The sequence below is a fragment of the Pedobacter glucosidilyticus genome, from assembly GCF_002483235.1.
GTDB classification, from domain to species: Bacteria; Bacteroidota; Bacteroidia; order Sphingobacteriales; family Sphingobacteriaceae; genus Pseudopedobacter; species Pseudopedobacter glucosidilyticum_B.
In genome coordinates, this window is sequence record NZ_DLHN01000038.1 from 1 (window position 1) to 26,286 (window position 26,286).

At 34.7% G+C, this 26,286-nt stretch carries 18 protein-coding genes; 8 read left to right on the top strand and 10 right to left on the bottom strand.

All coding sequences use genetic code 11. The features are described 5' to 3' along the window. Positions 1 to 147: 147 nt before the first annotated feature. The 6 genes from B2745_RS16025 to B2745_RS16050 all read left to right on the top strand — a co-directional run bounded on the left by B2745_RS16025 (position 148) and on the right by B2745_RS16050 (position 11,639). Positions 148 to 639, top strand: coding sequence for a hypothetical protein (locus tag B2745_RS16025; RefSeq protein WP_304068771.1), 492 nt, complete (start codon positions 148 to 150; stop codon positions 637 to 639). 775 nt (positions 640 to 1,414) lie between these two features. Further along, positions 1,415 to 4,534, top strand: a complete 3,120-nt coding sequence (locus B2745_RS16030; protein WP_304068774.1) for a SusC/RagA family TonB-linked outer membrane protein — start codon at positions 1,415 to 1,417, stop codon at positions 4,532 to 4,534. 12 nt (positions 4,535 to 4,546) lie between these two features. Beyond that, positions 4,547 to 6,328, top strand: coding sequence for a RagB/SusD family nutrient uptake outer membrane protein (locus tag B2745_RS16035; protein ID WP_304068777.1), 1,782 nt, complete (start codon positions 4,547 to 4,549; stop codon positions 6,326 to 6,328). A 25-nt stretch (positions 6,329 to 6,353) separates the two neighbouring features. Next, on the top strand, positions 6,354 to 7,955 hold the full coding sequence (locus tag B2745_RS16040; protein WP_304068780.1) for an endo-1,4-beta-xylanase: 1,602 nt from the start codon (positions 6,354 to 6,356) through the stop codon (positions 7,953 to 7,955). A 78-nt stretch (positions 7,956 to 8,033) separates the two neighbouring features. Then, positions 8,034 to 9,977: a sialate O-acetylesterase gene (locus B2745_RS16045; protein WP_304068782.1), complete on the top strand. Its 1,944-nt coding sequence runs from the start codon at positions 8,034 to 8,036 to the stop codon at positions 9,975 to 9,977. Between the two features lie 6 nt (positions 9,978 to 9,983). Beyond that, positions 9,984 to 11,639, top strand: a complete 1,656-nt coding sequence (locus tag B2745_RS16050) for a glycoside hydrolase family 43 protein (protein ID WP_304068784.1) — start codon at positions 9,984 to 9,986, stop codon at positions 11,637 to 11,639. A gap of 82 nt (positions 11,640 to 11,721) precedes the next feature. Here the strand turns inward: B2745_RS16050 and B2745_RS16055 are convergent, their stop codons facing one another. The 5 genes from B2745_RS16055 to B2745_RS16075 are packed head-to-tail and all read right to left on the bottom strand — an operon-like array spanning position 11,722 to position 20,007. Continuing rightward, complete coding sequence (locus B2745_RS16055) at positions 11,722 to 12,822, bottom strand: glycoside hydrolase family 43 protein (RefSeq protein WP_304068788.1); 1,101 nt, start codon at positions 12,820 to 12,822, stop codon at positions 11,722 to 11,724. Positions 12,823 to 12,827: 5 nt separating this feature from the next. Beyond that, positions 12,828 to 15,683 (bottom strand): glycosyl hydrolase 115 family protein, encoded by a 2,856-nt coding sequence (locus tag B2745_RS16060; protein ID WP_304068791.1) that lies wholly within the window; start codon positions 15,681 to 15,683, stop codon positions 12,828 to 12,830. 2 nt (positions 15,684 to 15,685) lie between these two features. After that, the gene (locus tag B2745_RS16065) at positions 15,686 to 16,804 is read right to left on the bottom strand and encodes an endo-1,4-beta-xylanase (RefSeq protein WP_304068794.1); all 1,119 of its coding nucleotides are present in this window, start codon (positions 16,802 to 16,804) and stop codon (positions 15,686 to 15,688) included. A gap of 35 nt (positions 16,805 to 16,839) precedes the next feature. Continuing rightward, positions 16,840 to 18,981, bottom strand: a complete 2,142-nt coding sequence (locus tag B2745_RS16070) for an alpha-glucuronidase family glycosyl hydrolase (protein WP_304068797.1) — start codon at positions 18,979 to 18,981, stop codon at positions 16,840 to 16,842. Positions 18,982 to 18,984: 3 nt separating this feature from the next. Beyond that, positions 18,985 to 20,007, bottom strand: coding sequence for a LacI family DNA-binding transcriptional regulator (locus B2745_RS16075; RefSeq protein ID WP_304068800.1), 1,023 nt, complete (start codon positions 20,005 to 20,007; stop codon positions 18,985 to 18,987). Between the two features lie 337 nt (positions 20,008 to 20,344). Between B2745_RS16075 and B2745_RS16080 the strand changes: the two genes are divergently transcribed. Then, a complete protein-coding gene (locus B2745_RS16080) occupies positions 20,345 to 20,596 on the top strand; it encodes a hypothetical protein (RefSeq protein WP_304068803.1) in 252 nt (83 codons plus the stop codon). Positions 20,597 to 20,648: 52 nt separating this feature from the next. On the opposite strand, the gene gap is transcribed toward B2745_RS16080, so the two are convergent. Genes gap through pfkA form a run of 3 tightly spaced genes read right to left on the bottom strand, consistent with a single transcriptional unit; the run spans position 20,649 to position 23,486 of the window. Continuing rightward, on the bottom strand, positions 20,649 to 21,644 hold the full coding sequence (gene gap / locus B2745_RS16085) for a type I glyceraldehyde-3-phosphate dehydrogenase (RefSeq protein ID WP_304068805.1): 996 nt from the start codon (positions 21,642 to 21,644) through the stop codon (positions 20,649 to 20,651). Positions 21,645 to 21,649: 5 nt separating this feature from the next. Further along, positions 21,650 to 22,501 carry a hypothetical protein gene (locus B2745_RS16090; RefSeq protein ID WP_026903013.1) on the bottom strand — a complete coding sequence of 284 codons (852 nt, stop codon included), beginning with the start codon at positions 22,499 to 22,501 and terminating at the stop codon, positions 21,650 to 21,652. A 4-nt stretch (positions 22,502 to 22,505) separates the two neighbouring features. After that, positions 22,506 to 23,486: a 6-phosphofructokinase gene (gene pfkA / locus B2745_RS16095; protein WP_026903014.1), complete on the bottom strand. Its 981-nt coding sequence runs from the start codon at positions 23,484 to 23,486 to the stop codon at positions 22,506 to 22,508. 118 nt (positions 23,487 to 23,604) lie between these two features. Here pfkA and B2745_RS16100 point away from each other — a divergent pair, with 118 nt between their 5' ends. Then, positions 23,605 to 24,303 carry an NUDIX hydrolase gene (locus B2745_RS16100; RefSeq protein WP_051291026.1) on the top strand — a complete coding sequence of 233 codons (699 nt, stop codon included), beginning with the start codon at positions 23,605 to 23,607 and terminating at the stop codon, positions 24,301 to 24,303. A gap of 45 nt (positions 24,304 to 24,348) precedes the next feature. Here B2745_RS16100 and B2745_RS16105 read toward each other — a convergent pair whose 3' ends face one another. Together B2745_RS16105 and B2745_RS16110 are read right to left on the bottom strand one after the other, a co-directional pair. Next, positions 24,349 to 25,206 (bottom strand): N-acetylglucosamine kinase, encoded by an 858-nt coding sequence (locus B2745_RS16105; RefSeq protein WP_304068807.1) that lies wholly within the window; start codon positions 25,204 to 25,206, stop codon positions 24,349 to 24,351. Between the two features lie 86 nt (positions 25,207 to 25,292). Beyond that, positions 25,293 to 26,276 carry a CobW family GTP-binding protein gene (locus B2745_RS16110; protein WP_304068809.1) on the bottom strand — a complete coding sequence of 328 codons (984 nt, stop codon included), beginning with the start codon at positions 26,274 to 26,276 and terminating at the stop codon, positions 25,293 to 25,295. Positions 26,277 to 26,286 lie beyond the last annotated feature (10 nt).

Consider the following 26,286-nt stretch of genomic DNA (forward strand, 5'->3'; position numbering starts at 1 on the left):
TTTATACAGAATAAACGACTATTCTTTTAATGCTGTTGGTGGGTATGGTTTAAATTAAGAAGGTGCTTACTTCTATTAGAATTTAATTAAAAATATTATTCTGAAATGATGAATAATTTTTATATTGCTTATAAAAACCCAATTTAAATGAAATATGTCTACTTATTATTCTGTTTGAGTGTCATCGTTCATCCTGCTTTAAGTCAACAAAAAAGTATAAGAAAAGCCAAGTTAGCTGTTGTAGATGTTAATCGTATTCCATTTAATGTAAATAGGATGAAAGATGGTAACAATGATTTATCGGCTGGAACAAGTGTCTACAAAGACTATATCTGTAAAGGTAAAATGAATTTTGTGTCTTTTAATTGGTATAGTTTAAAAGCTTCTTCAAATCCTTTAGCTAATTTAGCTGAAGGTAAAACTTTTTATTTCTTAAAAAAGGATACTACAGGCAGCTATTATCAACAGATTTTTTTGTGTAAAAAGTCAAAGAAAGATTTATTACAAATCTCTAAAGCTAATATAAAAGCTATTTTGGGAGCTAAATACGCTAGCCGGGTTGATGCACTAAAGAAAATCTCAGTATCAAGTGTGAAAAAGATTGTACAACAGTATAATATTGATAAAGAAAGTATTTAAAAAATGAAGGTTTTGTCATTTTGTGATAAACTATCATTTCAAAATACAATTATCTCTAAATTATAAGCTATATAACGATAATCTGCTCGTCTATTTTATTAAAGAATTGCTTTTTTAGTTAAACATATTGGTTATAAATGCCATCACCTTGTTTCATGTTAGGGTTTGCATGCTCATAGGTATTTCCTAAAGAATGAGCTAATTAAGCGTTTTGTTTATTAACGTCTCTATAGTTTGATCTAAGAAAATCAAGTATCAATCTTTTGTTACCCCAAATTCCTCTTTCCTAAAAGTTTTGTTCTCCTTTATAAAGTGGAGAATCATATCGAATCTATAAAATTTGCGACATCGTGTTGGCTTAGAAATAGCAAAAACTAACAGATATTTTGCAACCGATAACAACTATTCATAAACCCCTTAAATGGCACTGAATGTACTTTTATAAAAAAAATGAAAAAAATTTATGCAATCGGTTGCAAATTAATTTTTTAATCTCTACTTTAGATTAACCAATTAAGAGTGATGGTCTTTATCAAGGCTTAAACTCCAAAATGTTTTAAACCAATTAATAAGAATTATATGTTTAAAAATTACCCTAAATTTTATGTGTCGGGATTTGCCGAAACCATGAGCAAGTGGTACGCAGTTCTGTTTTTATCAAATCGTATATCCGGGCAAGCTTTGCTTTCAAATAGCTATCCCACAAGTGAATTAGCATTCATTAAATCAACTAATTTTTCAGAGGAGGCTCTAGGCTTTTAAAATTAAATTCCAAATGATGAATAAACCTAAATTAAAAAACTATTTAACAGCAACGGCAATGCTGTTGTTGCTGCTGTGTTTTGTACCTCTATTGGCGGGGGCACAAATTTCTATAAAAGGTAAGGTAATAGATGAAACCGGGCAGCCTTTGCCTGGTGCTGCGGTTCAAGTTAAAGGTGCAACGGCAAGTACACAAACAGCAGCAGATGGTTCTTTTACTATTGCTGTACCTTCACAACAAAGTACATTGGTAATTTCTTTTATTGGTTATATTAAACAAGAAATTAATGTAGCTAATAGGAACAATCTTACCATCAACCTCGTACCTGATGCCAAAAGCTTAGAAGAAGTGATTGTTGTAGGGTATGGTACTCAAAAGAAACGAGATGTAACGGGTTCTGTGGTATCTGTTAGCGGAGATGCCTTAAGAGAAGTACCAACAACTAACGTAATAGACCAATTAAAAGGTAGAGCAGCCGGTGTTGATATTCAAAGTAATAGTACACAATTAGGTGCTAGTGGTCAAATACGCATAAGAGGGGAGCGTTCTTTAGGACGTTCTGCAAATGATGCTAACAGCCAAAACTCTCCTTTAATTATTTTAGATGGAATACCTTTTACAGGGGGTATCAATGAAATCAACCCTAATGATATTGAAGCATTAGATATTTTAAAAGACGCATCAGCAACTGCCATTTACGGGTCTAGAGGTGCAAGTGGTGTTATTTTAATCACCACTAAAAGAGGTAAAGCTGGTAAAGCCGTGATTAGTTACGATGCTTTTTACGGATTAAATGAACGTTTAGCAGAATATAACTTCTTTAATGGGCAAGAATTTGCAGAATTTAAATTGGCTGCTGCTAGAGGAAACTCTATTTCTCCGGGAACAAATCCTTATGCAATTACACAGGTAGAAGCAGCCAATTTAGCAGCTGGTGTTAATACCAACTGGCAGGATATCATATTTAGACAAGGTTTTACTACAGACCATCAACTTGGTATATCTGGAGGTAACGAGGCAACTAAATTTTCATTAGGAGCTGGTTATCGTCAAGAAGAAGGTATAGTATATGGTCAGGATTACAGAAGAATAACTTTAAGAACAACAATAGATCACCAAATTAATAAAAGATTTAAAGTAGGTGTTAATTCATTAAATAGTGTTGGTATTAGTGAAGGAGGTAACCGTTTTCCTGTAGGTGGTACTTTAAGAATTAGTCCTTTATTTTCTCCTTATAACGCAGATGGTAGTGTTAATCTAAGACCTCAAGAAGGTACCTTAGATGTAGAACAGGTAACTCCTTTAACCATCAGGGATGACGCTAATATTAATCCAAGCAGAAGATTAGCAACCTTTAATAGTCTTTATGGAGAATATCAACTTATTGAAGGTTTAAAATTAAGAACAAATTTGGGTTTAACTTATGGTCAAGTTCAAGGGGGGGCTTATACAGCTCCAAACACTTTCTTTAATTCAAGTAGGTTAGCAGAACAATCAAGTGCATCTGTAACAAATTCAGAAAACTGGGCAGTTTTGTGGGAAAACTTAGTTACCTACAATAAAGTTTTTGCTAAAGATCATAACATAACTTTTACAGGTTTATTTAGTATGGAGAAAAACCGTAATGTTAGTAGTGGTTTCAGAGCGAATGGTGTTCCCGCTGATTATATCCAAAACTATAATTTAAATCTAGCATCAGCAACCATAGTTGCAGATGGTGGAGCTTTTGTAGAAAGAGGTTTAATCTCTTACATGGCTCGTTTAAATTACTCTTTTAAAGGGAAATATCTATTAACTGCGACAGTAAGGAGAGATGGTTCTTCAGTTCTATCACCAGGCTTCCAATATTATTCTTATCCTGCTTTGGCATTAGGATGGAATATTTCAGACGAAGGCTTTATGAGAAATATTAATGCTATCTCTAACTTAAAACTAAGGGTGGGTTATGGTATTACCTCAAATCAAACGGTTCCACCTTATATCACTCAAGGTAACTTATCAAGTAATTATCCTTATAACTTTGGTTCAAACGGTCAAATTGGGGCCTTAGTAACCAGATTAGCAAATAAAGCTCTAGAATGGGAGAAAACCGAAAATTACAATTTAGGTTTAGAATTTGGGTTGTTTAACAATAGAATAACTGGCGCTATTGAGTACTATACTCAAAATACCAGAGATATTTTACAAGATTTACCCTTACCACTAACTGCTGGGGGTAGTAATACACTACAAAACTCTGGTAGAACTAAAGGAAATGGATTTGAATTTAGTGTAAGTAGTGCAAATATTGTTAAAAAAGATGGCTTTAACTGGTCTACAGATTTATTCTTTTCTTTATTTAGAAATGAAGTTACATTCTTAAGAGACGGCTTACAAGCAGATTTCGCTAATGGATGGATTATTGGACAGCCTATCAATATCATCAGAGATTACAGGAAAATTGGTATCTGGCAAACTAATGAAGCTGATCTAGCCGCTAGATACGGACAAATACCAGGACAAATAAGGGTAGAAGACGTTAATAACGACTTTAACATCAGCGCTGCAGATTTACAAGTTTTAGGTAATTTTCAGCCAGATTTTGATGCAGGTTTTACCAACAGATTTTCTTACAAAGCATTTGATTTATCTATTGTAACTTTTGCAAGAATTGGGCAAACCGTTGCTTTACCTTATTTAACTGCCGATGGTAGCGATAGAGGATATCCTTTCTTTAATAACTCTAGGGTGAACCAATATAAAGTAAATTATTGGACACCTTTAAACCCAACAAATGATTTTCCTGCGCCAGATGCTAGCGCTGATAGATTTTTATACGCCTCAACATTGGCTTACAGAGATGGTTCTTTTATAAAAGTTAGAAGTATCAACTTAGGTTATAATTTATCGCCAAAACTTTTAACCAAAACAGGCTTAAGTTCTGTAAGAATCAATGCTACTGTCGTAAATCCTTTCATATTATGGTCTCCTTTGGTAAGAAGTGGTTTAGCCATAGACCCAGAAGGAAATGGTTATGGTGGTGTGGCTACATCAAGTGTTGCAGGCGAAAATGTTAATGGTAGAGCAATCACTGTTAATTTAAATAATCCACCTACCAGAACATTTCAATTAGGTGTTAATGTTAAATTTTAAAAGTTTATCAAGATGAAACTATATAACAAATTTTTTTTAATAACAGCTTCGATATCAATATTAGGATTTTCTGGCTGTCAAAAATTACTAGTTGAAGAACAAAGAACTGCTTTAAGTCAAGATTATCTGGCATCACCAGCAGGAATAGTTGCTGGTATAACTGGTGCATATTCTGATATGCGTTTCTTGTGGGGAACAGAAGGATTTTCTATCCAAACGCAAGGTGGTACAGATGAGGTTTTGGCTGGAGCTAGTGCTGGAGGGTCTATCAATACTATGACTTACAATAATCTGGCAAGTTTATCTAATGATTATTCTCCAACTTTTCAGATTTCTTATCAAGATATCAATACTTTAAATGGTGTACTTGAGTTTGGTCCAGCAGCTAATTTTCCAACTCAAATAGAAAAAACCAGAGCTCTTGCTCAGGCTAAATTTATGAGAGCATTTTTATATTATAATCTGCTTATAACTTTTGGCAATATACCCTTAAATACTACTTTTAATACTGTACCAACTACAGCAGCTGCCCCATCCCCTAAAGAAGACATCTATAACTTTATTATCAAAGATTTAACTGAGGCTTCAACAGAATTACAGGTAACTCCTCCTGCTACTCCAACCTCAACAAATCCTTTTAGTGGTAAACCTGCTACACAAGCAACGGCATTGTATTTATTAGCTAAAGTTTATGCTACCAGAGGCTGGTCTGATGTTGCCCAACCCAATGATTTTCAAACAGCGGCATCTATTGCTCAGAATTTAATAGATAATAAAGCAGCTTATGGTGTTGATTTGTGGGAAGATTATGCAGACGCACATAAACCTGGTAACGAGTATGGTAAAGAAACTTTATTTGTGGTAGACTATAACAGCGATCCTCGTTTTGGAGAGTTTGTTCCAACAGCCGCAGGCGGTAGAATTAACGGTACAGCTTATTTCCAAAGACCAAACTACCCAACTGTAAATGCAAATTATCCGGGTACAGGTGGTGCAGCGGTAATGACAAGAGATATTGCCAATGGAAGACCTTTTATACGCATGCGCCCTAATACCAATTACGTAGTTAATGTAGCTTTTACCAATCGCGAGAATGATACTCGCTTTGATAAAACTTTCCAAACCGTTTGGATAGCTAATGCAGCTACTGCTAATGCCCCTAATGTAGTGACCCCTCGCGGAACACTTGTTGTAGGCGTTGATACCGCAATTTGGATGCCTCCTTTTGAAGTTAGCGCAGCAAGAAGACAAGCATTTAAAGGTGTAATTTTTACGCCAACAGGTGCTAATGGTGGTAATGCTTACACCAATGTATTTTATCCGTCTATGAAAAAATATGATGACCCCAATCGTCCGGCTGTTAACGATCCATCAACTCGTCCTTTCATTATGTTTAGGTTTTCTGATGTTTATTTAATTGCCGCAGAAGCTTACCATAAAGCAGGTAGAAATGATAGAGCTGCCGATATGATAAATGTGGTGAGAAGAAGAGCCGCATTTAATCCAAATAGAACGCCAGCACAAAATGTAGCAGCAGCTAATGCGCTACAAATTACTGCTGCTGATATTACCTTAGACTTTATATTAAACGAAAGAACAAGAGAGTTTTATGGCGAACACTTGAGATGGTGGGATTTAGTAAGAACCCGATCTCTGGTAACTAGAGTAAAAGCGTATAATGCAGAAGCAGCAGCTAATATTCAGGACTTCCACATGTTAAGACCAATACCACAAAGACAAATTGATTTGGTTACCTCCGGACCTCCATATCCACAAAACACAGGTTATAATTAGTTCTAATAATTAAAGACATAGAAAAATGAAAAATAAAATGATAAAGTCTATGGTATTGTTTGCTTTAGGAGCAACAATACTAAGCTCTTGCCAAAGAGAAGTAGAATTTAACAGCTTAAATAAAGGCGATTTTACAGATACTATTGGCTCCTTACAAGATCTGGCAGATTTTCCAATTGGCTTTGCAGTAGATAATCCTACTTTCGAGAATAATGCAGCTTACAGAAATGCCGTTGTTTCAAATGCATCTATGATAACATTTGAAAACTCCATGAAACATAATGCTATCGTGAGAGATAATGGAACATTTGATTTTACTAGAGCCGATGCTTTAGCCACTGCTGCTACTGCCGCTGGTTTAACTATTCATGGTCATACACTGGTTTGGCACTCTCAACAAAATGGAACTTATTTAGCTAGTTTAGGAGGTACTGCGCCGCCACCAAGACCAAATATTTTATTAAATGGTGGTTTTGAAAGCGGTACTGGGGCAGATTATACAAACTGGTCTAAATTTAATGGTGCAGCATCTTTCTCTGCTGGTACTGGTGGCGAAGTTAGAACAGGTACACGCTCTATGAAAGCTGTTGTTGCTACAGATAACCCAGGGGGGCAATGGAGAGTACAATTAGCAAGCGATACAATGCGTACAACCGTAGGTGTTGATTATAGAGTAACTTTTTATATAAAAGCAGCGGCTCCAGGGGGTACTATGAGATTATCAACTTCCCCAACAGCTCAGTATCAAGGAGATCAAACTGTAGGTACAGATTGGACTCCTATAAGTTGGACTTTTAGAGCCCAAGATGCTCAAACACGTATTTTATTTGATTTAGGAGCTAAGGCCAATACCTACTTTGTTGATGATGTAACTGTAGTTGATGCTACACCAGTTCCTAGTGTTGATTTAGCTCAAGTAAGAATAAGTGTTGATAATGCTATGAAAACATTTATTCAAGGAATGATTAACCGTTACAAAACAAGAGGTGTTACCAGTTGGGATGTTTTAAACGAGGTTTTAGCAGAAGATGGAACTTTAAGGGATGGTACAAATAGCCCTACAGAATATTACTGGTTTAAATTTCTGGGTCGCGATTATATTGCTAACGCTTTCAGGTATGCCAGACAAGCTGATGCTAATGCAGATTTATACATCAACGATTTTAATTTAGAGCAAGGTAACCAAATCAAAGTAGACTCTATGGTTGCACTTTGTAATCGCTTAAAAGCGCAAAATGTGCCTATTACAGGTATTGGTACGCAAATGCACATTACTACTAATTCTTCAAGAGCGGGTATCATCAATTCTTTAAGAAAATTAGCTTCTACAGGTTTAAAAGTTAAAATTACCGAGTTAGATATCAGAGTTAACGTAGGTAATGCAGCTGCTTATGTTCCAGATGAGTTTTCTCTTGCTCTACAAGCAGAAATGTACAAATTTGTAGTAGAAACTTATTTAAAATATGTACCTGCTGCACAGCGTGGCGGTATAACCATTTGGGGTGTAGATGATCCTAGAGGGTGGTTAAACAGAGCCGATCGTCCGGAGTTTGCATTGCTCTTTAATGCTAATTTTTCTAAAAAACCAGCTTTCGCAGGTGTAAGAATGGCATTACAAGGAAGATAGATTTAATAATAATTGGTTAGGTTTAAACGGTAGGTTCTTTTAGAAGAGCTTACCGTTATTTTTAAAAAGGTATTTTCCATGAAGCGCATAAGTTTATTCCTATTTCTACTCATCATATCCCATATTACCTTAGCTGATGTAAAGTTGCCTCGCCTTATTGCTGATGGCATGGTTCTTCAAAGAAATACCGTCCTTAAAATATGGGGATGGGCAAGTATAGGAGAAAACATAACCTTAACATTTAATCATAAAGTTTATAAGACAGTAACCAATACTACTGGTAAATGGAGCATCAACCTAAAAACTCATAACGCAGGTGGACCATTTGAAATGGATATTAAAGGGAATAACCATATCATCATCAAAGATATATTAATAGGGGATGTGTGGGTCGCATCAGGGCAATCTAATATGGAACTTCCTATGCGTAGGGTAGAAGTTTTATATCCTGATGTTATCAAAAATGCTAACAATACTAAAATTAGGCAATTTGGTGTGCAAACTTCCTATGCTTTTACAGAAGAGAAAGATGATTTTTCATCTGGCGAATGGAAAGCTGTTACACCAGAAAACATTTTAGATTTTACGGCTGTAGGTTACTTCTTTGCACAATCTTTATATACAAAATATCAAATCCCGATAGGTATTATTCGGGTAAGTGTAGGAGGCTCTCCGGCCGAAGCTTGGTTAAGTGAAGAAGCACTTCAGTCTTATCCGCATTACCTAACCTTAACCCAAAAATATAAAAACACCAACTTGGTAGATAGCATTAGAAAAAAAGATAACATTAAGGTAAACACTTGGAATAATAATATTGATAATAACGATGAAGGCTTAAAAAACAAATGGTTTGAAGCGGAATATGAGGATAGCCACTGGGATAATTTTTCTATACCAGGCTTTTGGGATAAACAAAGCTTTACCAAACAGGCTCAGGATAAAGATCAAAACTTAAATGGTGTGGTATGGCTAAGAAGAGATTTGTATCTAACGGATGAAATGCTTTTGAAACCAGCTTTATTGGTTTTAGGTGCTATTGTGGATAGAGATGTGGTTTATGTAAATGGTAAGCAGGTGGGTACAACTGGTTACCAATATCCACCCAGAAGATATAACATCCCACAAGGGCTTTTAAAGCCTGGAAAAAACGCTATCACTATAAGAGTGGTGAGTAATATTGGAAAAGGCGGCTTTGTTTTAGACAAGGAATACGCTTTAATATTAGGAAGCAATAAAATAGATTTAAAAGGAGATTGGAAAATTGCTTTAGGTTATGCCAGCCAGCCCATGCCAATGGGTCAAACTACTTTCCATTACCAACCAGCGGGTTTGTTTAATGCCATGATAGCACCCCTCCTAAATTATCCTATAAAAGGAGTAATATGGTATCAGGGAGAGTCTAATACAGGCAAATATCAAGAATATAGGCAGCTTTTTGCAGATTTAATCCAGACATGGAGAACAAGATGGAAACAACCCCAAATGCCTTTTTTATATGTGCAATTGGCAAATTTTATGAAAGCACAAGATACTTTTAAAGAGAGTAATTGGGCCGAGCTTAGAAATGCACAACTTCAAACCTTAACCTTAAAGCATACAGCTATGGCAGTAGCAATAGATATTGGCGAGTGGAATGATATTCATCCTTTAAACAAAAAAACAGTAGGAGAGCGTTTAGCCCTGGCAGCTAGAAAACTTGCTTATCATGAAAAAAACATCACCCACAGTGGGCCCATATATAGGCGTATGCAGGTTAAAAATGATGAAATTATCCTCAGCTTTAACCATGTTGACGGCGGCTTGCTAGCCAAAGGCGGTAAACTAAAAGAGTTTTACATTGCTGGAGCGGATAAAGTGTTTTTAAAAGCAGAAGCCGTTATTTCAGGAAAACAAATTATAGTTAAACATCCTCAAATTAAAAACCCGGTTGCGGTACGTTATGCTTGGGCTGATCATCCGGAAGGAGCTAATTTATACAACCAAGCAGGTTTACCAGCATCACCTTTTGCCACAGATAAATAAAAAAACATGCGTAAATATTACTTATTATTTGCCTTGATGTGGATAGCAACCACACAGGCCCAAACTATTATTAACAACCCTATTCTTAGTGGGTTTTATCCAGACCCTAGTATTGTAAAAGTCGGAACTGATTATTATTTGGTTAACTCTACCTTTGTTTATTTGCCTGGTATTCCAGTTTTCCATAGTAAAGATTTAAAAAATTGGAAGCAGATAGGTAGCGTTGTTACCCGCCCAGCCCAAATGGATTTTATGGGAGAGCAGGTATCTCGCGGACTTTTTGCACCTGCTATCAGTTACTACGATGGACTTTTCTACATCACCTGTACAGATATTGACCATGATGGTAATTTTATCATGACAGCAAAAAATCCGGCTGGGCCATGGAGTAATCCAATTTTATTACCTAAAGTAAAAGGTATAGACCCATCTTTATTTTTTGATGAAGATAAAGCTTATATCATTTACAATAGCGATGCGCCAGAGCGTAAACCTTTGTATGATGGGCATCGTACCATTAGGATGTATGAGTTGGATAAAGAAAACTTTAGCGTAAAAGGCGAGGAAACTATTTTAGTGAATGGTGGTGTTGATATTTCTACCAAACCTGTTTGGATAGAAGGTCCTCATATTTATAAAAGAAACGATTATTATTACCTGTGTGCCGCAGAAGGAGGTACCTCTGTAAATCACTCTCAGGTTATTTTGAGAAGTAAAAACGTAAGAGGACCTTATATCCCTTATGATAAAAACCCTATTTTAACGCAAAGGCATTTAGATCCTAATCGTAAAAACCCAATCACATCGGCAGGTCATGCAGATTTGGTTGAGGGCCCAGATGGAAATACTTATGCGATATTTTTAGCTGTTAGACCCTATGAAGGAAATTATTATAATACTGGCCGCGAAACTTTTTTAGCACCTGTGAAATGGACTGCCGATGGGTGGCCTATCATTAACCCTGATCATCAGGAAATTCAATATCAATTTACGGTGAATTGGCCAGAGGTTAAACAAAATGCCACACCGCAAAGCGGTGCATTTACGTATCGCCACACGTTTAAAGATACGCTTGATTATTCTTTCTTATTTTTAAGATCTCATGATAAAAGTTGGTTAAAATTATCAGCCCAAAAAGGTTTAACACTACAATTAAAGCCAGAAACGTGTATGGATTTTTCTAATCCGGCATTTGTAGGTAAACGCCAGCAACATGCTTTTGCTACCGTAGTTACAGAGATGGATTTTAAAGCTGCAAAAGAAAATGAGAAGGCTGGTTTGTTGATTTTTCAGAACGAATTCCATTTCTATTACATAAGTAAATCTGTTGCTAATGGCTCTCCAGTAATTCAGCTTTTTAAAGGCAATAAAGCTTCAAAAAGTATGGATTTATTACAGGAACAGAAGCTTACAGCAACAAATACTAAAGTTTGGCTTAAAATAGAAGCAAAAGGTGCTAGTTATGATTTTTCTTACGCCCAGCAATCTCAAAAATGGAAAATTTTAGCGTCAAATTTAGATGGAAAATATTTAAGTACGCAACAAGCAGGTGGTTTTGTAGGTGCTTTATTTGCTTTGTATGCGAGTGCTAACGGTAAAGCATCAACAAATACAGCTTCTTTTAAATATTTAGATTATGAAGGTGTTGATTTAAAACAATAACATAACCTTCATATAAAATAAGAAAAGCGGCGGTTAAAAAACTGCCGCTTTTTCTTTTATACACTAACCAACTTTTATCATATTATTTCTTTAGAGGTTTTATTAAACCTAAAGTTCCATCTGCATGGTGGGTTAACTCTGTAACCTTAATATTTCTTAAATGTGTTTTGCCAGATAATTGTGTATCATGATAAAAAATATACCATTTACCTTTAACCTCAACAATAGAGTGGTGGGTAGTCCAGCCTTGTACAGGTTCCATAAAAGTTCCTTGGTAAGTAAAGGGTCCGTATGGGTTATCGCCAACTGCTGAGGCTAAGAAGTGTGTATCGCCTGTAGAGTAAGTAAAATAATATTTTCCGTTGTATTTATGCATCCAGGCGCCTTCAAAAAATCTTCTATCATGGTCTTTTGTTAACAACGGTTTACCTTCTTTATCTAAAATAACAACATCTTTTACAGGTTCTGCAAAGCTTAACATATCATCACTCAGCTTCGCAATTTTTGCAGTTAATGCTGGTTCATCTTCTTTCTGAGAATCAGTTTTAGAACCATTAGCATCGTATTTTCCATCTTTCCATCTTTGTAACTGGCCACCCCAAATACCACCAAAATACATATAAGAGCTGCCATCATCATCCGTGAAAACTGCTGGGTCTATACTAAAGCTTCCTTTAATAGGTTGGGGTTCTGCTTTAAATGGTCCGGTAGGAGTTTTTGATGTGGCAACGCCTATTCTAAATACATCATTTTTATCCTTAACAGGGAAATATAAATAGTAAGTACCATTTTTATAAGCTGCATCGGGTGCCCAAAGTTGGCGGCCAGCCCAGGGTATATCTTTAATGTCTAAAGCAACGCCATGGTTTGTTACCTTCCCGTTGATACTATCCATAGATAAAATGTGATAATCTCGCATATCAAAATGATCACCATTATCATTCTCTGGTGTACCTGCTTCTATATCATGCGAAGGATAAATGTAAATTTTACCTTCAAAAACATGTGCAGATGGGTCTGCGGTATAAATATCAGAAATCAATGGTTGCGTTAAAAATTTAGATGTATCTTGTTTTTGATCATCGGTTTGTACCGCTTTTATTGAATTGTTTTGGCAAGCTATAGCGCTTATTGCGATGCCTAACATACAGGCTGTAAACATGGGTTTAAAATGAGTTTTCATATAATTTATTTATGGTTTATAAATGTTTCTTTTGGACCTAAGAAAGATGGTTTTAAGCCACCAGTATCTAATACAAGTTTTTGTAAAACAACGCCAGGGCTAATCATCCAATATTTAAGAGTGTGTTTTCCATTTTGACTGATGTTAAAGGGTATTTTAAAGATTTTAATACTTTCTGCTACCGATTTTTCCCAGGCTTTATTATCCTGATCATCTTTGCTGATATTTACAATAACAGGTTCACCATCGTCTATAGACAGGGCAAACTTTAACCCATCTGTATGAGTGAAATTTATGGTAGGCGATATGTAAGCGTTTAAAGTGAAATTTCCTGTGTTTTTTAGGTAAATATCAAATGCTAAATGCGGTGTGTTCTTATCTAGCGTTTGTGTTTCGCTGGTTACAGGTACTGCTATCATCCCGCCAGAAGTTTTGCCATAGTTTTTTATTTCTTTCCAAAAAATAGGGCGTTTGTTTATGGCTTTTGTAAAATGCACAGCTTCTATAGCTACATAGCCATCTTGTTCAACAAAACCAGTTATTTTTTCATCCTTAAACCTAGTGTTATCAATTATAATGGGTAAGGTAATTTTAGAATTATCATTTCCGGATATTATAACTGAAGTATTTATTTTTGTAATGGGTAGTTTAGTATAATCAACCTCCAGATAAATTCTTTCCTGTGTTTCTAATCTCCCATTAACAACACTGGCTTTAATAAAATTTGGTGTTTTAATCTTATAATTTACGCTCTTAGTGCCTTTGTTAAATAATTCTATAAAATGCTTTTGTTTAGTATAAAAATTAAATACTGGAAAAGGTTCATCAACTGTAGTTTTTCCCGCCCAGGATTTTAAACTACCCTCTATAGCAATACCTAATTGTGCTTTTTCTTGGATAGTGATTTCTTGGGTATCAGGTATTTTATCTACCGGAGGTTGTTGCCAATAAGTATAACCAATATGCGTTTGGTCCATCATGTGTTTCCATTTACCACCAGCCAAAGTATCGTTATAAAATTTACTGATGGCAGCATCTTTTTCAAACAATTTTTTTGCTTCTTTAGCTAAAGTATTGGTGGTATTTCTACCTTGTTTAGCATATAGCCTGTTTTTGGCAACCGTAAAATATAACTCATATAAATTGGCACTTGCCGTTACCGGATGCAAAACCAGTTGATAGTAAGCATCTTTTTGTGTTGCTGATATATTTTTATATAGTTCTAAAGCTCTTTTAGCTAGGTTTTGATAGTCTTGAGTAACAGTTTCAAATTCGTTATAATGAGTTAAGCTGTAGGTATTAGCGTCTAAAAGTTCTGGTTTAACACGGCCATTGTATTTGCTATACAGTTCTATCAATTCGGCAATTTCTATAGCATAAGAGTCTCCAAATTGTTTAGTAGCCCATTTTATACCATATTCTTTGAGTTTTTCTGCCGGTATAGCATCTGGTGCCCAGGCATAATCTAAAAAGAATTCGATAGGGAACTCCATAGGTTTTAAATCGCCAACATTAACAATCCAAATTTTATTAGCATCGTGTTCATAAGCTAGGTTCATTTGTTCCCATATCTTTTGTATAGGATTGGTATTTATCCATTTGTAGTTTCTTGGTCCGCCTACATAGTCAAAGTGATAATAAATACCATATCCACCGCTTCTGGGTTGCTCATTAAGTTTTGGTAATTTCCTGATGTTGCCCCAGTTATCATCGCATAAAAGCAAGGTTACATCATCTGGTACACGCATCCCTTTATCATAATAATCCTGAACTTCTTTGTACAAAGCCCATAATTGTGGGGTTGCTGATGCTGCTTTACCACTAACTTTTTCTATAATAGCTCTTTGGTCTTTTACAATACGTTCTAATAAATCTATGGCTGTGCCTTCTGTCATGGGTTCATCGCCATCGCCACGCATACCAATAGTAACAATTTGTTCTTTGCCTAAAGTACGTTTAAAGCCATCTTCCCAAAAGCTTTGCAGTTTTGCGGTATTGGTTTCGTAATTCCATTTGCCAGAGCCATATCTGCGCCACTCGTCATGTGCCCTCATTAAAGGTTCATGATGCGAAGTACCCATCACAATACCGTATTCATCTGCTTTAACAGGGTTTATAGGGTCATCATCATTGAAAGCGCTTCCCCACATAGCGGGCCATAAATAATTACCTTTTAAGCGTAAAATCAGTTTAAATACTTTTTCATAAAATTGATGATTAAAGCCTCCAAATTGTTTTTTGCTCCATCCGCTTAAAGCTGGTGCTTCATCATTTAAAAATATGCCTCTATATTGTACTGCCGGCGAAGAAATAACATGTCTGCCAGCTATTACAAATAACTGCTGACTTGTTTTTACAGGAACATCAGCCCAGTAATACCAAGGTGAAACGCCAATTTGATAAGATATTTCATATATACCATAGATGGTGCCTCTTTTGTCGCTTCCTGCAATCACCAAAGCGCTATCTATGCCAGGTAAAGGATTTTTAACAACTTCAATTAAAGTACTTTCCCATTGGCCTGCAATACCAGCAACATTGATATTATTGTGCTTAATCATTTTATCAATGATTGTACTTTGACCAATAGTTCCTATAATAATGGGGAGCGTACTTTTTTTATCTATCAGTAATTCAGGAGTTTTTCCTGTAACCTTAAAAATATCGGTTTGTAAGTCTTTTGCAGCCCTTTTAACGCCAATAAAATCGTTTTCACTGATGATGATATGGGCTACTTTACCATTATTGGCTATAGAAAAACTTCCTTTCGTATAGTTTCTATTTACAATTTTATCTAAACCTGATGCCAAACAAAAAACAACAGAAAAAACACAGGTAATGGTTAAAATAATCTTTTTCATACTTATTTCTTAAAATTGACAACGCTCCAGTAAGCTTTCTTAGGTTTTAATTGAATATCAAAAAGTAAAGGGTAATTTTTTCTGCCTCTTACTGGGTATTGGTCTAGCCAAGTATACCTATCAGAAACGTTCCAGAAAGTAACATTGCTAACAACATTTTTATACTCACGCATTACCCTAAACACCATTTCATATTGTTGAGCTTGTTTTTCTTCTAGTTCTGCGGTAAATAAATCAGATTCATCTGCTCTTTTCTCTCTTCTTTCTTTTTCCCATTTATAGATAGACATATCAACTTCTGTAAATTGTATTTCTAAACCTAAAGAAGCATACTGTATGATGGCTTTTCTTAATTCTTGCTCTGTAGGTTCTTCTAAAGACCAATGCGCTTGTAAGCCAACACCATGAATAGGTACTCCTTGTTCTTTAAGTAATTTTAGAAGTTTATAAATGCGATCTCTTTTTTCTGGTCTTTCGGTATTATAATCGTTATAAAAAAGTTTAGCATTGGGGTCTGCTTCGTGTGCGTATTCAAAAGCTTTTACGATAAAATCTATTCCGCATATTTCAAACCATTTAGAGTTTCTCAAGAAATTGTTAGGGTTATCATCAATAGCCTCATTTACAACATCCCATGCGTAAATTTTTCCTTTATACCTACCAGCTACGGCAAAAATGTGGTCTTTTAGCCTTTGTAATAAAACCTCTTTAGATACTTGTTTGCCATCTTTACCGGTAAAAATCCAGTTTGGAGTTTGCTCATGCCAGCATAAATTGTGACCTCTTACTTTGATGTTATTTCTGGTAGCAAAGTTTACAATAGAATCTGCATCTCGCCAAAAAAAATAACCTTCTCTGGGTTGTAAAGGCCCCATTTTCATGGCGTTTTCTGCTGTAACGCTGTTATAATGTCTTTTGATAAGAATAGCTTCATCGCCGCTAAGATTTCTAGGGCCAACTGCTACTCCCATAGAAAAATAGTTTTTATAAAAATCTTTTAGTCCTTTGTTATCTTGCTGATATGCAGTGGGTTTTTGAGTTAATTTACATCCTGCAATCGATAGCATAAAAAGAGCAAAAAAAAGGATTGATTTTAATGGGTGATTTAATTTCTTGTTCATGTTTAATAAGCGTTTAAAAAAGGGGTATAATTTTATCAGATGCCAGGTACAAACTTAAATTCTAAATCTTGATAGTATTTTAAGTTGTGTTTAGGCTTTGGTAGGCCAATGGGTATAGGCTTACCAGAAAATGATTGAAAATATAAGACACAGGCATCTCGCCACCATACAGCTTCTTGGTATTGTATAGCTAATAATTGTTTTACTTGTTGATACGTTTGGCTATCGATGTCGTTTTCTACCGTATCCCAAATTTTTTGCATTTCTTTTACTTCATCAGCACCTTTATAGTATTTTTTTACGATTCCGTCCCATAAACTATCGCCAGATTTTAGCTTATAATCCCAAGGTAAATGATGAAACCATAATAAATATTCTTCTGGACAGCTTTTTACATCATCAAACTGCTGTGTAACAGGAGGGAAGTACTGTAAAGTAGCTTTACTACCGCTTGTTGTTCTGTTAAAACCAATACCATTTTTATCTGCTTGATGATAGTAGATTGATGTCCAATCTGCCCGAGGTTTATCTTTTATCCAAGGTGCAGGGCCATAATGGTGGTCCCACCCCATGATATGATGCAAACCTAATGGCGTCATATAATTTACTACGGTTTCTCTCGACTTTAGCATCATATCATTTAACAAATTACCTGATGTTGCTTGAAGACTAGTAAACGTAGTGTTTAGCCATTCATTGGCAATAGCCGAAGAAGATAATTGATGATTCCAAGCTAATCTACCGTAAGCATACCAATTTGCTTGCGCAAAAGGATGCCCGCACCAGTTAATATCATTACCAATATTTGCAACGCCAGCGATAGCAGTTAATTGATTTTTATATAATGAGCCATCAATAACTTTAGCAACCGGTGAATTTTTACCTTTTGCATAGGTATCTGCATCTAAACATTCTTTAAATAAAGGTGCTAAATAAGCCAAATGGGTAGCAAAGCCTAAATATTCTTGTGTTAATTGAAACTCGGCCATTACAGGTGTTTTTGTTAAAGCACCAAATAGTGGATGAAAGGGTTCACGAGGTTGAAAATCTATAGCACCGTTTTTAACTTGTATAATTACATTTTTGTGGAAATTGCCATCCAAAGGTTTGAACTCGTTAAAAGCTTGTTTTGCCCTATCTTCTGGTACTTCATTATCATAAACAAAAGCTCTCCACATCACTATTCCGTCATAAGGTTCAAGTGCTTTGGCTAGCATATTTGCACCATCAGCATGGGTTCTTCCATAGTTTTGCGGCCCAGGCTGGCCTTCGGAATTGGCCTTTACCAAAAAGCCTCCAAAATCTGGAATGCTAGTATAAATTTCTTTTGCTTTTTGCTGCCACCAAAGTTGTACTTTTTCATCCAGAGGGTCGGCAGTTGGTAATTTGCCTATTTCTATAGGGGCGCTAAAACGGGCGGTTAGATATACCCTTATGCCATAGGGTCTAAAAACATCAGCTAGCGCTTTTACTTTTTTTAACCAAGCATCCGTAAGGATAAGAGAATTAGCATTCACATTATTTAAAACAGTACCATTAATAGCAATAGAAGCATTTGCCCGGGCATAATCAATATAACGTTGGTCAATATAATGAGGTAGTTTATGCCAATCCCAAATAGAAAAGCCGGCATAACCACGCTCTACGCTACGGTCTAAATTATCCCAATGGTTAAGTATACGATGTTTAATTTTAGGCTCTTCCCAAATGTTTAAATTTGAAATGCTTTGTTTAAGTTGTAATTGTTTAATGAGATGGAAAACGCCATATAAAAGTCCTTTATCTGTTTTAGAACTTATTAAAATAACGGGTTTCCCTTGATGTTGGATAGATTTTATGATATAGCCTTCTTTGTTTTCTGGTACTTGATGTTTGATGTTTAATTGTTGTAAATCCTCTGCCTTAAGCAATAAAACAGTGTTTTTTTCTATTGAGGTATTGGTTGTATGGATTGATTTACCTGTTAAACCCTTAAAAGCAACTGTAAATTCTTTTGTTGCAATGCTAAGTGTTTCTGATTTTTGATAAACATATAAAGCAGTAATATTTTTTTGATAAGTTTCTACTAATTTTATGTCATTAAGAGGCTCATATTTTAGCCAAAGCTTGTAGCCATCATCAGCTAAAACACCAAAATAAGTAAGAATAATAATCACAAGAACCCCAAGTTTTTTCATGCTTTATTTCTTTAAAGATGAGCCTCTTACGATAAGCTCTGAGTTTAGGATTACAGTACTGGTAACACTTAAATCTCCTTCGCCATCTAAATGGTTAATTAAAATACGGGCTACATTTTCTCCCATTTCATTACCCGGATAATTGATAGTAGTGATTGCAGGTTCTGTTACTTTAGAAATAAAATCATTATTAAAACCAACAATTGCTATATCTTCTGGTACTCGTAGCCCGGCTTCTTTAAAAAGCATTAAAGCATAGGCTGCTGCAGAATCGTTTGTAGCAAATAAACCATCAGGAAGCTGTTTTCTTTTTAAAATATTATGGGTAACGGCATTATAAATTTCCTGTTCGCTTAAATCATTGGTGATAAATAAATCCTCAGAAAAAGGGATATTTCTATCTGCAAGGGCTTTTCTGTAGCCTTCATAGCGGTCTTTATAAACATTTCTGGTTAAGTTACCCGTAATGTGCATAATACTTTTACAATTTTGCTCAATAAGGTGCATGGTAGCATCATAACCAGCTTTAAAATTATCTATCACAACTTTTGTAGCTGGTAAGCTATCTGTAACCCGATCAAAAAATATGATAGGTATTTCTTTATTAATAAAATTGTTGAAGTGAGAAAAGTCTGATGAATCGTAAGAAAGAGATACAATTAAAGCATCAACTCTATTATTAAACATGGTGAGGGCATTTTTTTTCTCTTTTTCTTCTTGCTCAAAAGATTGGCTGATGATAAGATTATACCCAGCATTATTTACTACCTTTTCTATACCTGATAATACGGAAGACATAAAAAGGCTATTTAATCTGGGTACTATTACGCCTATAGTATGTGTTTTTTGTTTACGGAGGTTGCTTGCAAATTTATTAGATTGATAACCTAATTCTTTTGCCAAATCGAATATTTTCTTCTTGGTATTTTTATTTATAGCCGGATGATTCTGAAGTCCTCTACTAACGGTTGTTGCAGAAATGTTTAGTTTTTCTGCCAGGTCATATATGGTTATCTCTTTCTTCATTACAAAATCTTTTGTATCAGGTTTAAGTTAAAGATGAAGCAAGGTAGTTAAAAATTAATATTATTGCAATCGGTTGCAGTAATTTTTTAATAGAAACAATTAAGCATGATCAAGAAATAATATCGAGATTTTAAGATAGCAAGTTTTGAAAATAAATGTTGAAACATTTATAAAAATGGCGGTGCTTTTTTGTGTTTTTAATATTATTTGTGTTTCTAAATTAGATTTTCATAGAATTATTTGTTAGCTTTAATCATCTTAAGCGATACTCTCAGTTTTAGAAACATCATACTCTCCTCATGTTTCTATCTATTTTTTATACATTAAAGCTTTGGTCATGATGGTAAATCGCATTCATTTCGGAACTCAATTTAAAAAACGCAATCATCATCTTTTAAAAGACCCTGTGATTGAAAGTTACAATAATCAAATGGATATTTTGGTTAAGCGTTTTAGAATTATGGAAGTGATAGAGCAGGGTAAAGGAGTTGAAAAGTGGACTTGTAAAGAAGCAGAGGCAAAGTATATTTTTCTAAAGACAGAGCTTCAAGAATATATTCAAATACATCATCCTGAGGTATATAAATAAAAAAGCTTTCCAGAAATGTATCGGGAAAGCTTTTTTAAGATAAGCTATCTTCTTATAAAGTAGCCATGTGTTGTAATAAATCAACAATTTTGTTAGAGTAACCCCACTCGTTATCGTACCAAGATACAACTTTAACAAAGTTATCATTTAAAGAAATACCAGCTTTTGCATCAAAAATTGAAGTACGAGCATCTCCTAAGAAATCTGTAGAAACAACTTCATCCTCGGTATAACCTAAAATACCTTTTAACTCGCCTTCTGATGCAGCTTTCATAGCTTTTTTAATATCCTCGTAAGAAGCCGGTTTTTCTAAACGTACAGTTAAGTCAACTACAGAAACGTCAGCAGTTGGAACACGGAAAGCCATACCAGTTAATTTTCCTTTAATTTCTGGGATAACTAAACCCACAGCTTTTGCAGCACCAGTAGATGAAGGGATGATGTTTTGGTAAGCGCCACGTCCACCTCTCCAATCTTTAACAGATGGTCCGTCTACAGTTTTTTGAGTTGCAGTAGCCGCGTGTACTGTAGTCATTAAACCTTCTAATACACCAAAGTTATCGTTTAATACTTTAGTGATAGGAGCTAAACAGTTAGTAGTACAAGAGGCGTTAGAAACGATGTTTTGATCTGCTCTTAAAGTTTTATGGTTAACACCCATCACAAAAGTAGGGGTATCATCTTTAGCAGGAGCAGACATCACTACTTTCTTAGCACCTGCTTCAATATGTTTTTGTGCTGTTTCTTGGGTTAAGAAAAAGCCAGTAGATTCAATAATATATTCAGCACCAATTTCATTCCATTTTAAGTTAGCAGGATCTTTTTCTGCTGTTACTCTAATGCTTTGGCCATTAACTATCAGGTTGCCGTCTTTTACTTCTACAGTACCATCAAATCTTCCGTGTGTAGAATCGTATTTTAACATGTAAGCCATGTAATCAACATCAATTAAATCGTTGATACCCACAACCTGAATGTCTTTTCTGTTTATTGCAGCTCTGAAAGCTAATCTTCCAATTCTTCCGAATCCGTTAATTCCAATTTTCATTTGTTTTAATTTTTATTTGCGTAATAATTCAATAAGTTATAAATAGGTTCTTTAATGATAGTGGATATTTTAATATGATGCTCTTTGGCAGTTTCTCTTAAATAATCCTGAAAGTTTGCGGCAACAGTTCCAACAAAATAAATGGGTTGTTTTTTGCCGTATTTTTCTATCAAAGGAATAAGATAAATGTTGATAAACTCACGAAATCCATTTTTTACAAAATCTTTAACAAAAGGGTTTTCCCTATTTTCTGTTAGCAAATCTACTAAAGAACTTATAAAAATGTTTGGATGTGCTTGTTTATATATCTTATCTAGAATTTGTTTTTTATCTAAATCGTACTTTTTCTTAAAAAGTAGGTTTATATCTGATGGTAAAGTTTGGGTGATATAGGCTTTGATTAAGTTTTTACCTAACCAATTAGAAGAACCTTCATCCGCAATAGCGTAACCTAAACCATAGTTGTTGTCTATAATTCTTCTTCCATCAAAAAAAGCTGCGTTAGAGCCGCTGCCCATAATACATACAATACCTGTTTTATCGTCGCAGCTTGCTTTTGCGGCAGCCAGCAAATCGTTATGTACAAATATCTTACTGTATCTAAAAAATTGGGAAAATGCGTTACTTACTATCTCACTTCTTTCTTTTGATGTTGCTCCTGCACCAAAAAAGTATATTTTCTTTATTTTTTCTGCGTTATGAATCAGTTGTATATTCTTATTTAAAACTTGAAGAATATATTTTTCATCATTAAAAAAAGGATTTATACCTACAGTTCTAAGCTCAATGGTTTCTGTACCCTTATGGGCAATCCGCCAATTGGCATATCTAGATCCACTGTAAACTACTGCAACCATTTTTTTATGCTAATATGCTAGACATTTCCATTAAATCGTCTTCTAACTTAAACTCATGTCCTGATAGTGCTTCACTTAAATCAGTAAGTGCAATAGTATTGCCATGCAAACCAACCATTTTTCTGGTTTGGCCAGCCAATAATGCTTTTACCGCTGCAAAACCCATTCTACTGCCCAAAATTCTATCAAAACTACTTGGGCTACCGCCTCTTTGTAAATGGCCTAAAATGGTAACTTTAGTATCGTAGTAATCAAATTTTTCTTTTACTCTTTTAGCTACGTTATAAGCACCTCCGTTTTTATCTCCTTCGGCAACAATTACAATACTAGATGATTTTAAGTTAGCCGCCCCATGCTCTAGTGTTGAAATTAAATCCTCTATAGCTGTATCTTTTTCTGGTAACATAATAGCTTCTGCACCGCCTGCAATACCAGCTCTTAAAGCTATACATCCAGCATCTCTTCCCATTACTTCTATAAAGAATAAGCGGTCATGAGATTCTGCCGTGTCTCTTATTTTATCAATAGCTTCTATTACTGTATTAGTTGCGGTATCAAAACCTAAAGTAAAATCAGAACCATAAAGGTCGTTATCAATAGTGCCTGGTACACAAATTACAGGAATATCGTATTTGTTTGAGAACCTTTCTGCACCTGTAAATGTTCCATCTCCACCTATCGCAACCAAGGCATCTATTCCTTGTTTTTTTAAATTTTGATAAGCTTTTTCCATCCCTTCCTCCGTTCTAAATTCCAAACAGCGGGCAGTTTTTAAGATAGTACCGCCTAATTGCATGATATTACTTACCGAATGACGATTCATCACTATAAAGTTCTCATCTATCATTCCTTGATAACCTTGTTTTATTCCAATCATCTCACAACCAAAATGAATACCTGTTCTCACAACAGCTCTTATACATGCATTCATTCCTGGGGCGTCTCCACCGGAAGTAAACACTGCTATTTTCTTAATTTTCGACATTTTTATTTTGAACATTGGTTTAAGGCTTACTAATATACGGTGTATTTTTTACACTAAGTGAGATTTTGTCAATTTTTTTTTTCAAATTTGATAATTGAATTTTTATAAACGCTAAGATTTGGAAAATTTACCTTTACGTTTTGAGTCGATTTTCTCGGCTGATTGTATCATTTTTGGATTTGATGAGGGTGAATTAAAAGTTTTGCTTATCGAGCGAAATGAAGAGCCTTTTAAAGAATGGTTTGCCTTGCCTGGAAACTTTGTTTATGAAAATGAAAGTATAGATGAGGCAGCAGAACGTATATTATACGAGTTAACCGGTTTAAAAGGTATTTACATGCAGCAGTTTTATACTTTTGGTGAGGTTAATAGACACCCACAAGGTAGGGTAATTACGGTGGCTTATTTTGCTATGATAAGATTAAACGGGCAAAAAGAATTAAAACCTGTTACCAATTATGCCAGAAAAGCTGTTTGGGTTTCAGTAAAAGATTTGCCTCAATTAGCTTTTGACCACACTGAAATTTTTAAGAAAGGTTTTGAGAAAATTAAGAATAAGATTAGCTATCAACCTATTGCTTTTGAGCTTTTACCAGAGAAGTTTACCCTTACGCAATTACAAAATCTGTACGAGGTTATCTTAAATAAAAAGCTAGATAAAAGAAACTTTAGAAAGAAAATGTTGGCTTACGATATTTTGAAAGAACTTGATGAGAAACAAAAAGGTGTTTCTTATAGAGCAGCAAAACTATACAAATTTGATAAGCGTAAATACAGTAAATATTTCCATAACGAGCTGTCTTTTGGTAAAGAGTAAGCTCTCGCAAATTATTAAATAAAAATGGCGCATTAAGCGCCATTTTTATTTTTTATTAAATTTTCTTACGTGGTAATCTACCAAATTATCTATAGGAGAGCGGATGATAACACCCATTTCCATCCCGTATTCTTGGGCAACTTCTTCTAAAACATTTCTAAAGTTATAAGCAACAGAGCCAATACAATTAAACTTATAAGAAGTATAGTTAGGATAATGGCTTACCATATTTTTGAAAAAATCATCAAAAGACGATTTAACTAAATTTCTAGAGTATTCTATATTAACCGTAATATCGTAAACAAATTTGCTGAAACTTGCACAAAATCTGTTTGGAAGTGGTTTTGTATAAACCTGATCTAAAATATCATCTGGCGTTAGTTTAAAGGTTTCCCAAAATACTGCTCTCACATTTTCTGGCATATAACCCCTTATATAATCTGATAAAAGTTTTTTACCAATATAACAGCCACTACCTTCATCTCCTAAAATATAAGCCAGAGAATCAATGTTAAACTCTATGTCTTCACCATCATAAATACAAGTATTAGTGCCTGTGCCTAGTATGGCGGCAAAGCCTCTTTCATCGCCTAATAGGGCTCTTGCAGCTGCTAATAAATCATGTCCGATGTTTACTTTCGCATTGGTGAAAAAGGCCCTCATTGCTTTTGCTACAATTTCTGCTTTTTCATCGTTATGTACCCCAGCACCATAATAATTAACTTCTTTAATAGCTGCTATAGGCAAATCAGATGCAATATTTTTCTTTAATGATTCTAAAATATACTCGGTATTAGAGAAATAAGGGTTGTAACCTTCAGTATTGAAAAGTACTTTTTTCCCATCTTCAGTAATTAAGCACCAGTTTGTTTTGGTCGAGCCTCCATCGGCAATTATAATCATGTTAATTTAAATTAGGTTTTTAAAGATAGGTAAATCTTCTTATTGTACAAAATACACTAAGTGTTTTTTGCATAAAAAAATAAATTTTATGGATAAAAACATTGTTTAAGGCCTTTCTCTAAAATCTCTCTCTTTAGGTTTTTACCAATAAAAACAATTCTTGTTTCTCTTTCTTCATCATTTTTCCAGTCATCTCCTTCTGTAAATACAGGCGCCCCTTTAACAGATTGGATGATGAGTTGTTTTTTAAATCCTTCTATGTTTAAGATTCCTTTTATCCTGTAAAAATAAGCACCTTGTATCATCAGCATCACACTAAAATAATGCCTTAGTTTTAGTAAGTCGAAACTTGGTTTTAAGATATAGCTTTGTGATACGATATTATGATGATGTGTTTCTGGCTTTAGTTGAAGAAGAGGTTTATCATCTGTTTTAAAACCTAAATTAAACCTAACTTTAGATTTATCATAAGCATGTAGTTGTAATAAGGTTGTGCTTGGGGTTTTACTATAATCGGTAAAAACGAAATCAGCAAATGGGTTTAATGCTTTAACTTTTGCTTTTACTTCTGCTAAAATTGCTGCCGAAGCTTCGCTACTTTTATTGAAAATTAAAAAATCTGAAAAAGCAATTTGTTTGGATGCTTCTTCTTCAATACCTAAAACATCTAATATATTTATGGTATCTACAATACCTATAACACCATCTAATTTAAAAGCAGTTTGGATATTATAATCTGTTAAAAAGGTAGCCGCTACGGCAGACGGATCTGCTATACCCGTTGTTTCAATAATTAAATGGTCATAATCGTAGGGACCCGTAACTAGCTTGTTTAGCAAAGCCGCCAAGTCTCCGTTTACAGAACAGCAAATGCAACCGTTAGAAAGTTCAAAAATATTTTCATCGGTATTGATAACTAACTGACTGTCTATATTAATTTCACCAAATTCGTTTTCTATAATAACGAATTTTTTCTGCGGATTTTCTGCAATCAGATGGTTTAAAAAAGTAGTTTTACCGGCACCTAAAAATCCGGTAAGTATGGTAACAGGTACAGCTTTAAAAGACATTTTGATGGTA

What these genes read in the sequence shown, in the direction of transcription:
- B2745_RS16025 (WP_304068771.1), top strand. Translation starts at nt 148, where the DNA reads ATGAAATATGTCTACTTATTATTCTGTTTGAGTGTCATCGTTCATCCT.
- B2745_RS16030 (WP_304068774.1), top strand. Translation starts at nt 1,415, where the DNA reads ATGATGAATAAACCTAAATTAAAAAACTATTTAACAGCAACGGCAATG.
- B2745_RS16035 (WP_304068777.1), top strand. Translation starts at nt 4,547, where the DNA reads ATGAAACTATATAACAAATTTTTTTTAATAACAGCTTCGATATCAATA.
- B2745_RS16040 (WP_304068780.1), top strand. Translation starts at nt 6,354, where the DNA reads ATGAAAAATAAAATGATAAAGTCTATGGTATTGTTTGCTTTAGGAGCA.
- B2745_RS16045 (WP_304068782.1), top strand. Translation starts at nt 8,034, where the DNA reads ATGAAGCGCATAAGTTTATTCCTATTTCTACTCATCATATCCCATATT.
- B2745_RS16050 (WP_304068784.1), top strand. Translation starts at nt 9,984, where the DNA reads ATGCGTAAATATTACTTATTATTTGCCTTGATGTGGATAGCAACCACA.
- B2745_RS16055 (WP_304068788.1), bottom strand. Translation starts at nt 12,822, where the DNA reads ATGAAAACTCATTTTAAACCCATGTTTACAGCCTGTATGTTAGGCATC.
- B2745_RS16060 (WP_304068791.1), bottom strand. Translation starts at nt 15,683, where the DNA reads ATGAAAAAGATTATTTTAACCATTACCTGTGTTTTTTCTGTTGTTTTT.
- B2745_RS16065 (WP_304068794.1), bottom strand. Translation starts at nt 16,804, where the DNA reads ATGAACAAGAAATTAAATCACCCATTAAAATCAATCCTTTTTTTTGCT.
- B2745_RS16070 (WP_304068797.1), bottom strand. Translation starts at nt 18,981, where the DNA reads ATGAAAAAACTTGGGGTTCTTGTGATTATTATTCTTACTTATTTTGGT.
- B2745_RS16075 (WP_304068800.1), bottom strand. Translation starts at nt 20,007, where the DNA reads ATGAAGAAAGAGATAACCATATATGACCTGGCAGAAAAACTAAACATT.
- B2745_RS16080 (WP_304068803.1), top strand. Translation starts at nt 20,345, where the DNA reads ATGATGGTAAATCGCATTCATTTCGGAACTCAATTTAAAAAACGCAAT.
- gap (WP_304068805.1), bottom strand. Translation starts at nt 21,644, where the DNA reads ATGAAAATTGGAATTAACGGATTCGGAAGAATTGGAAGATTAGCTTTC.
- B2745_RS16090 (WP_026903013.1), bottom strand. Translation starts at nt 22,501, where the DNA reads ATGGTTGCAGTAGTTTACAGTGGATCTAGATATGCCAATTGGCGGATT.
- pfkA (WP_026903014.1), bottom strand. Translation starts at nt 23,486, where the DNA reads ATGTCGAAAATTAAGAAAATAGCAGTGTTTACTTCCGGTGGAGACGCC.
- B2745_RS16105 (WP_304068807.1), bottom strand. Translation starts at nt 25,206, where the DNA reads ATGATTATAATTGCCGATGGAGGCTCGACCAAAACAAACTGGTGCTTA.
- B2745_RS16110 (WP_304068809.1), bottom strand. Translation starts at nt 26,276, where the DNA reads ATGTCTTTTAAAGCTGTACCTGTTACCATACTTACCGGATTTTTAGGT.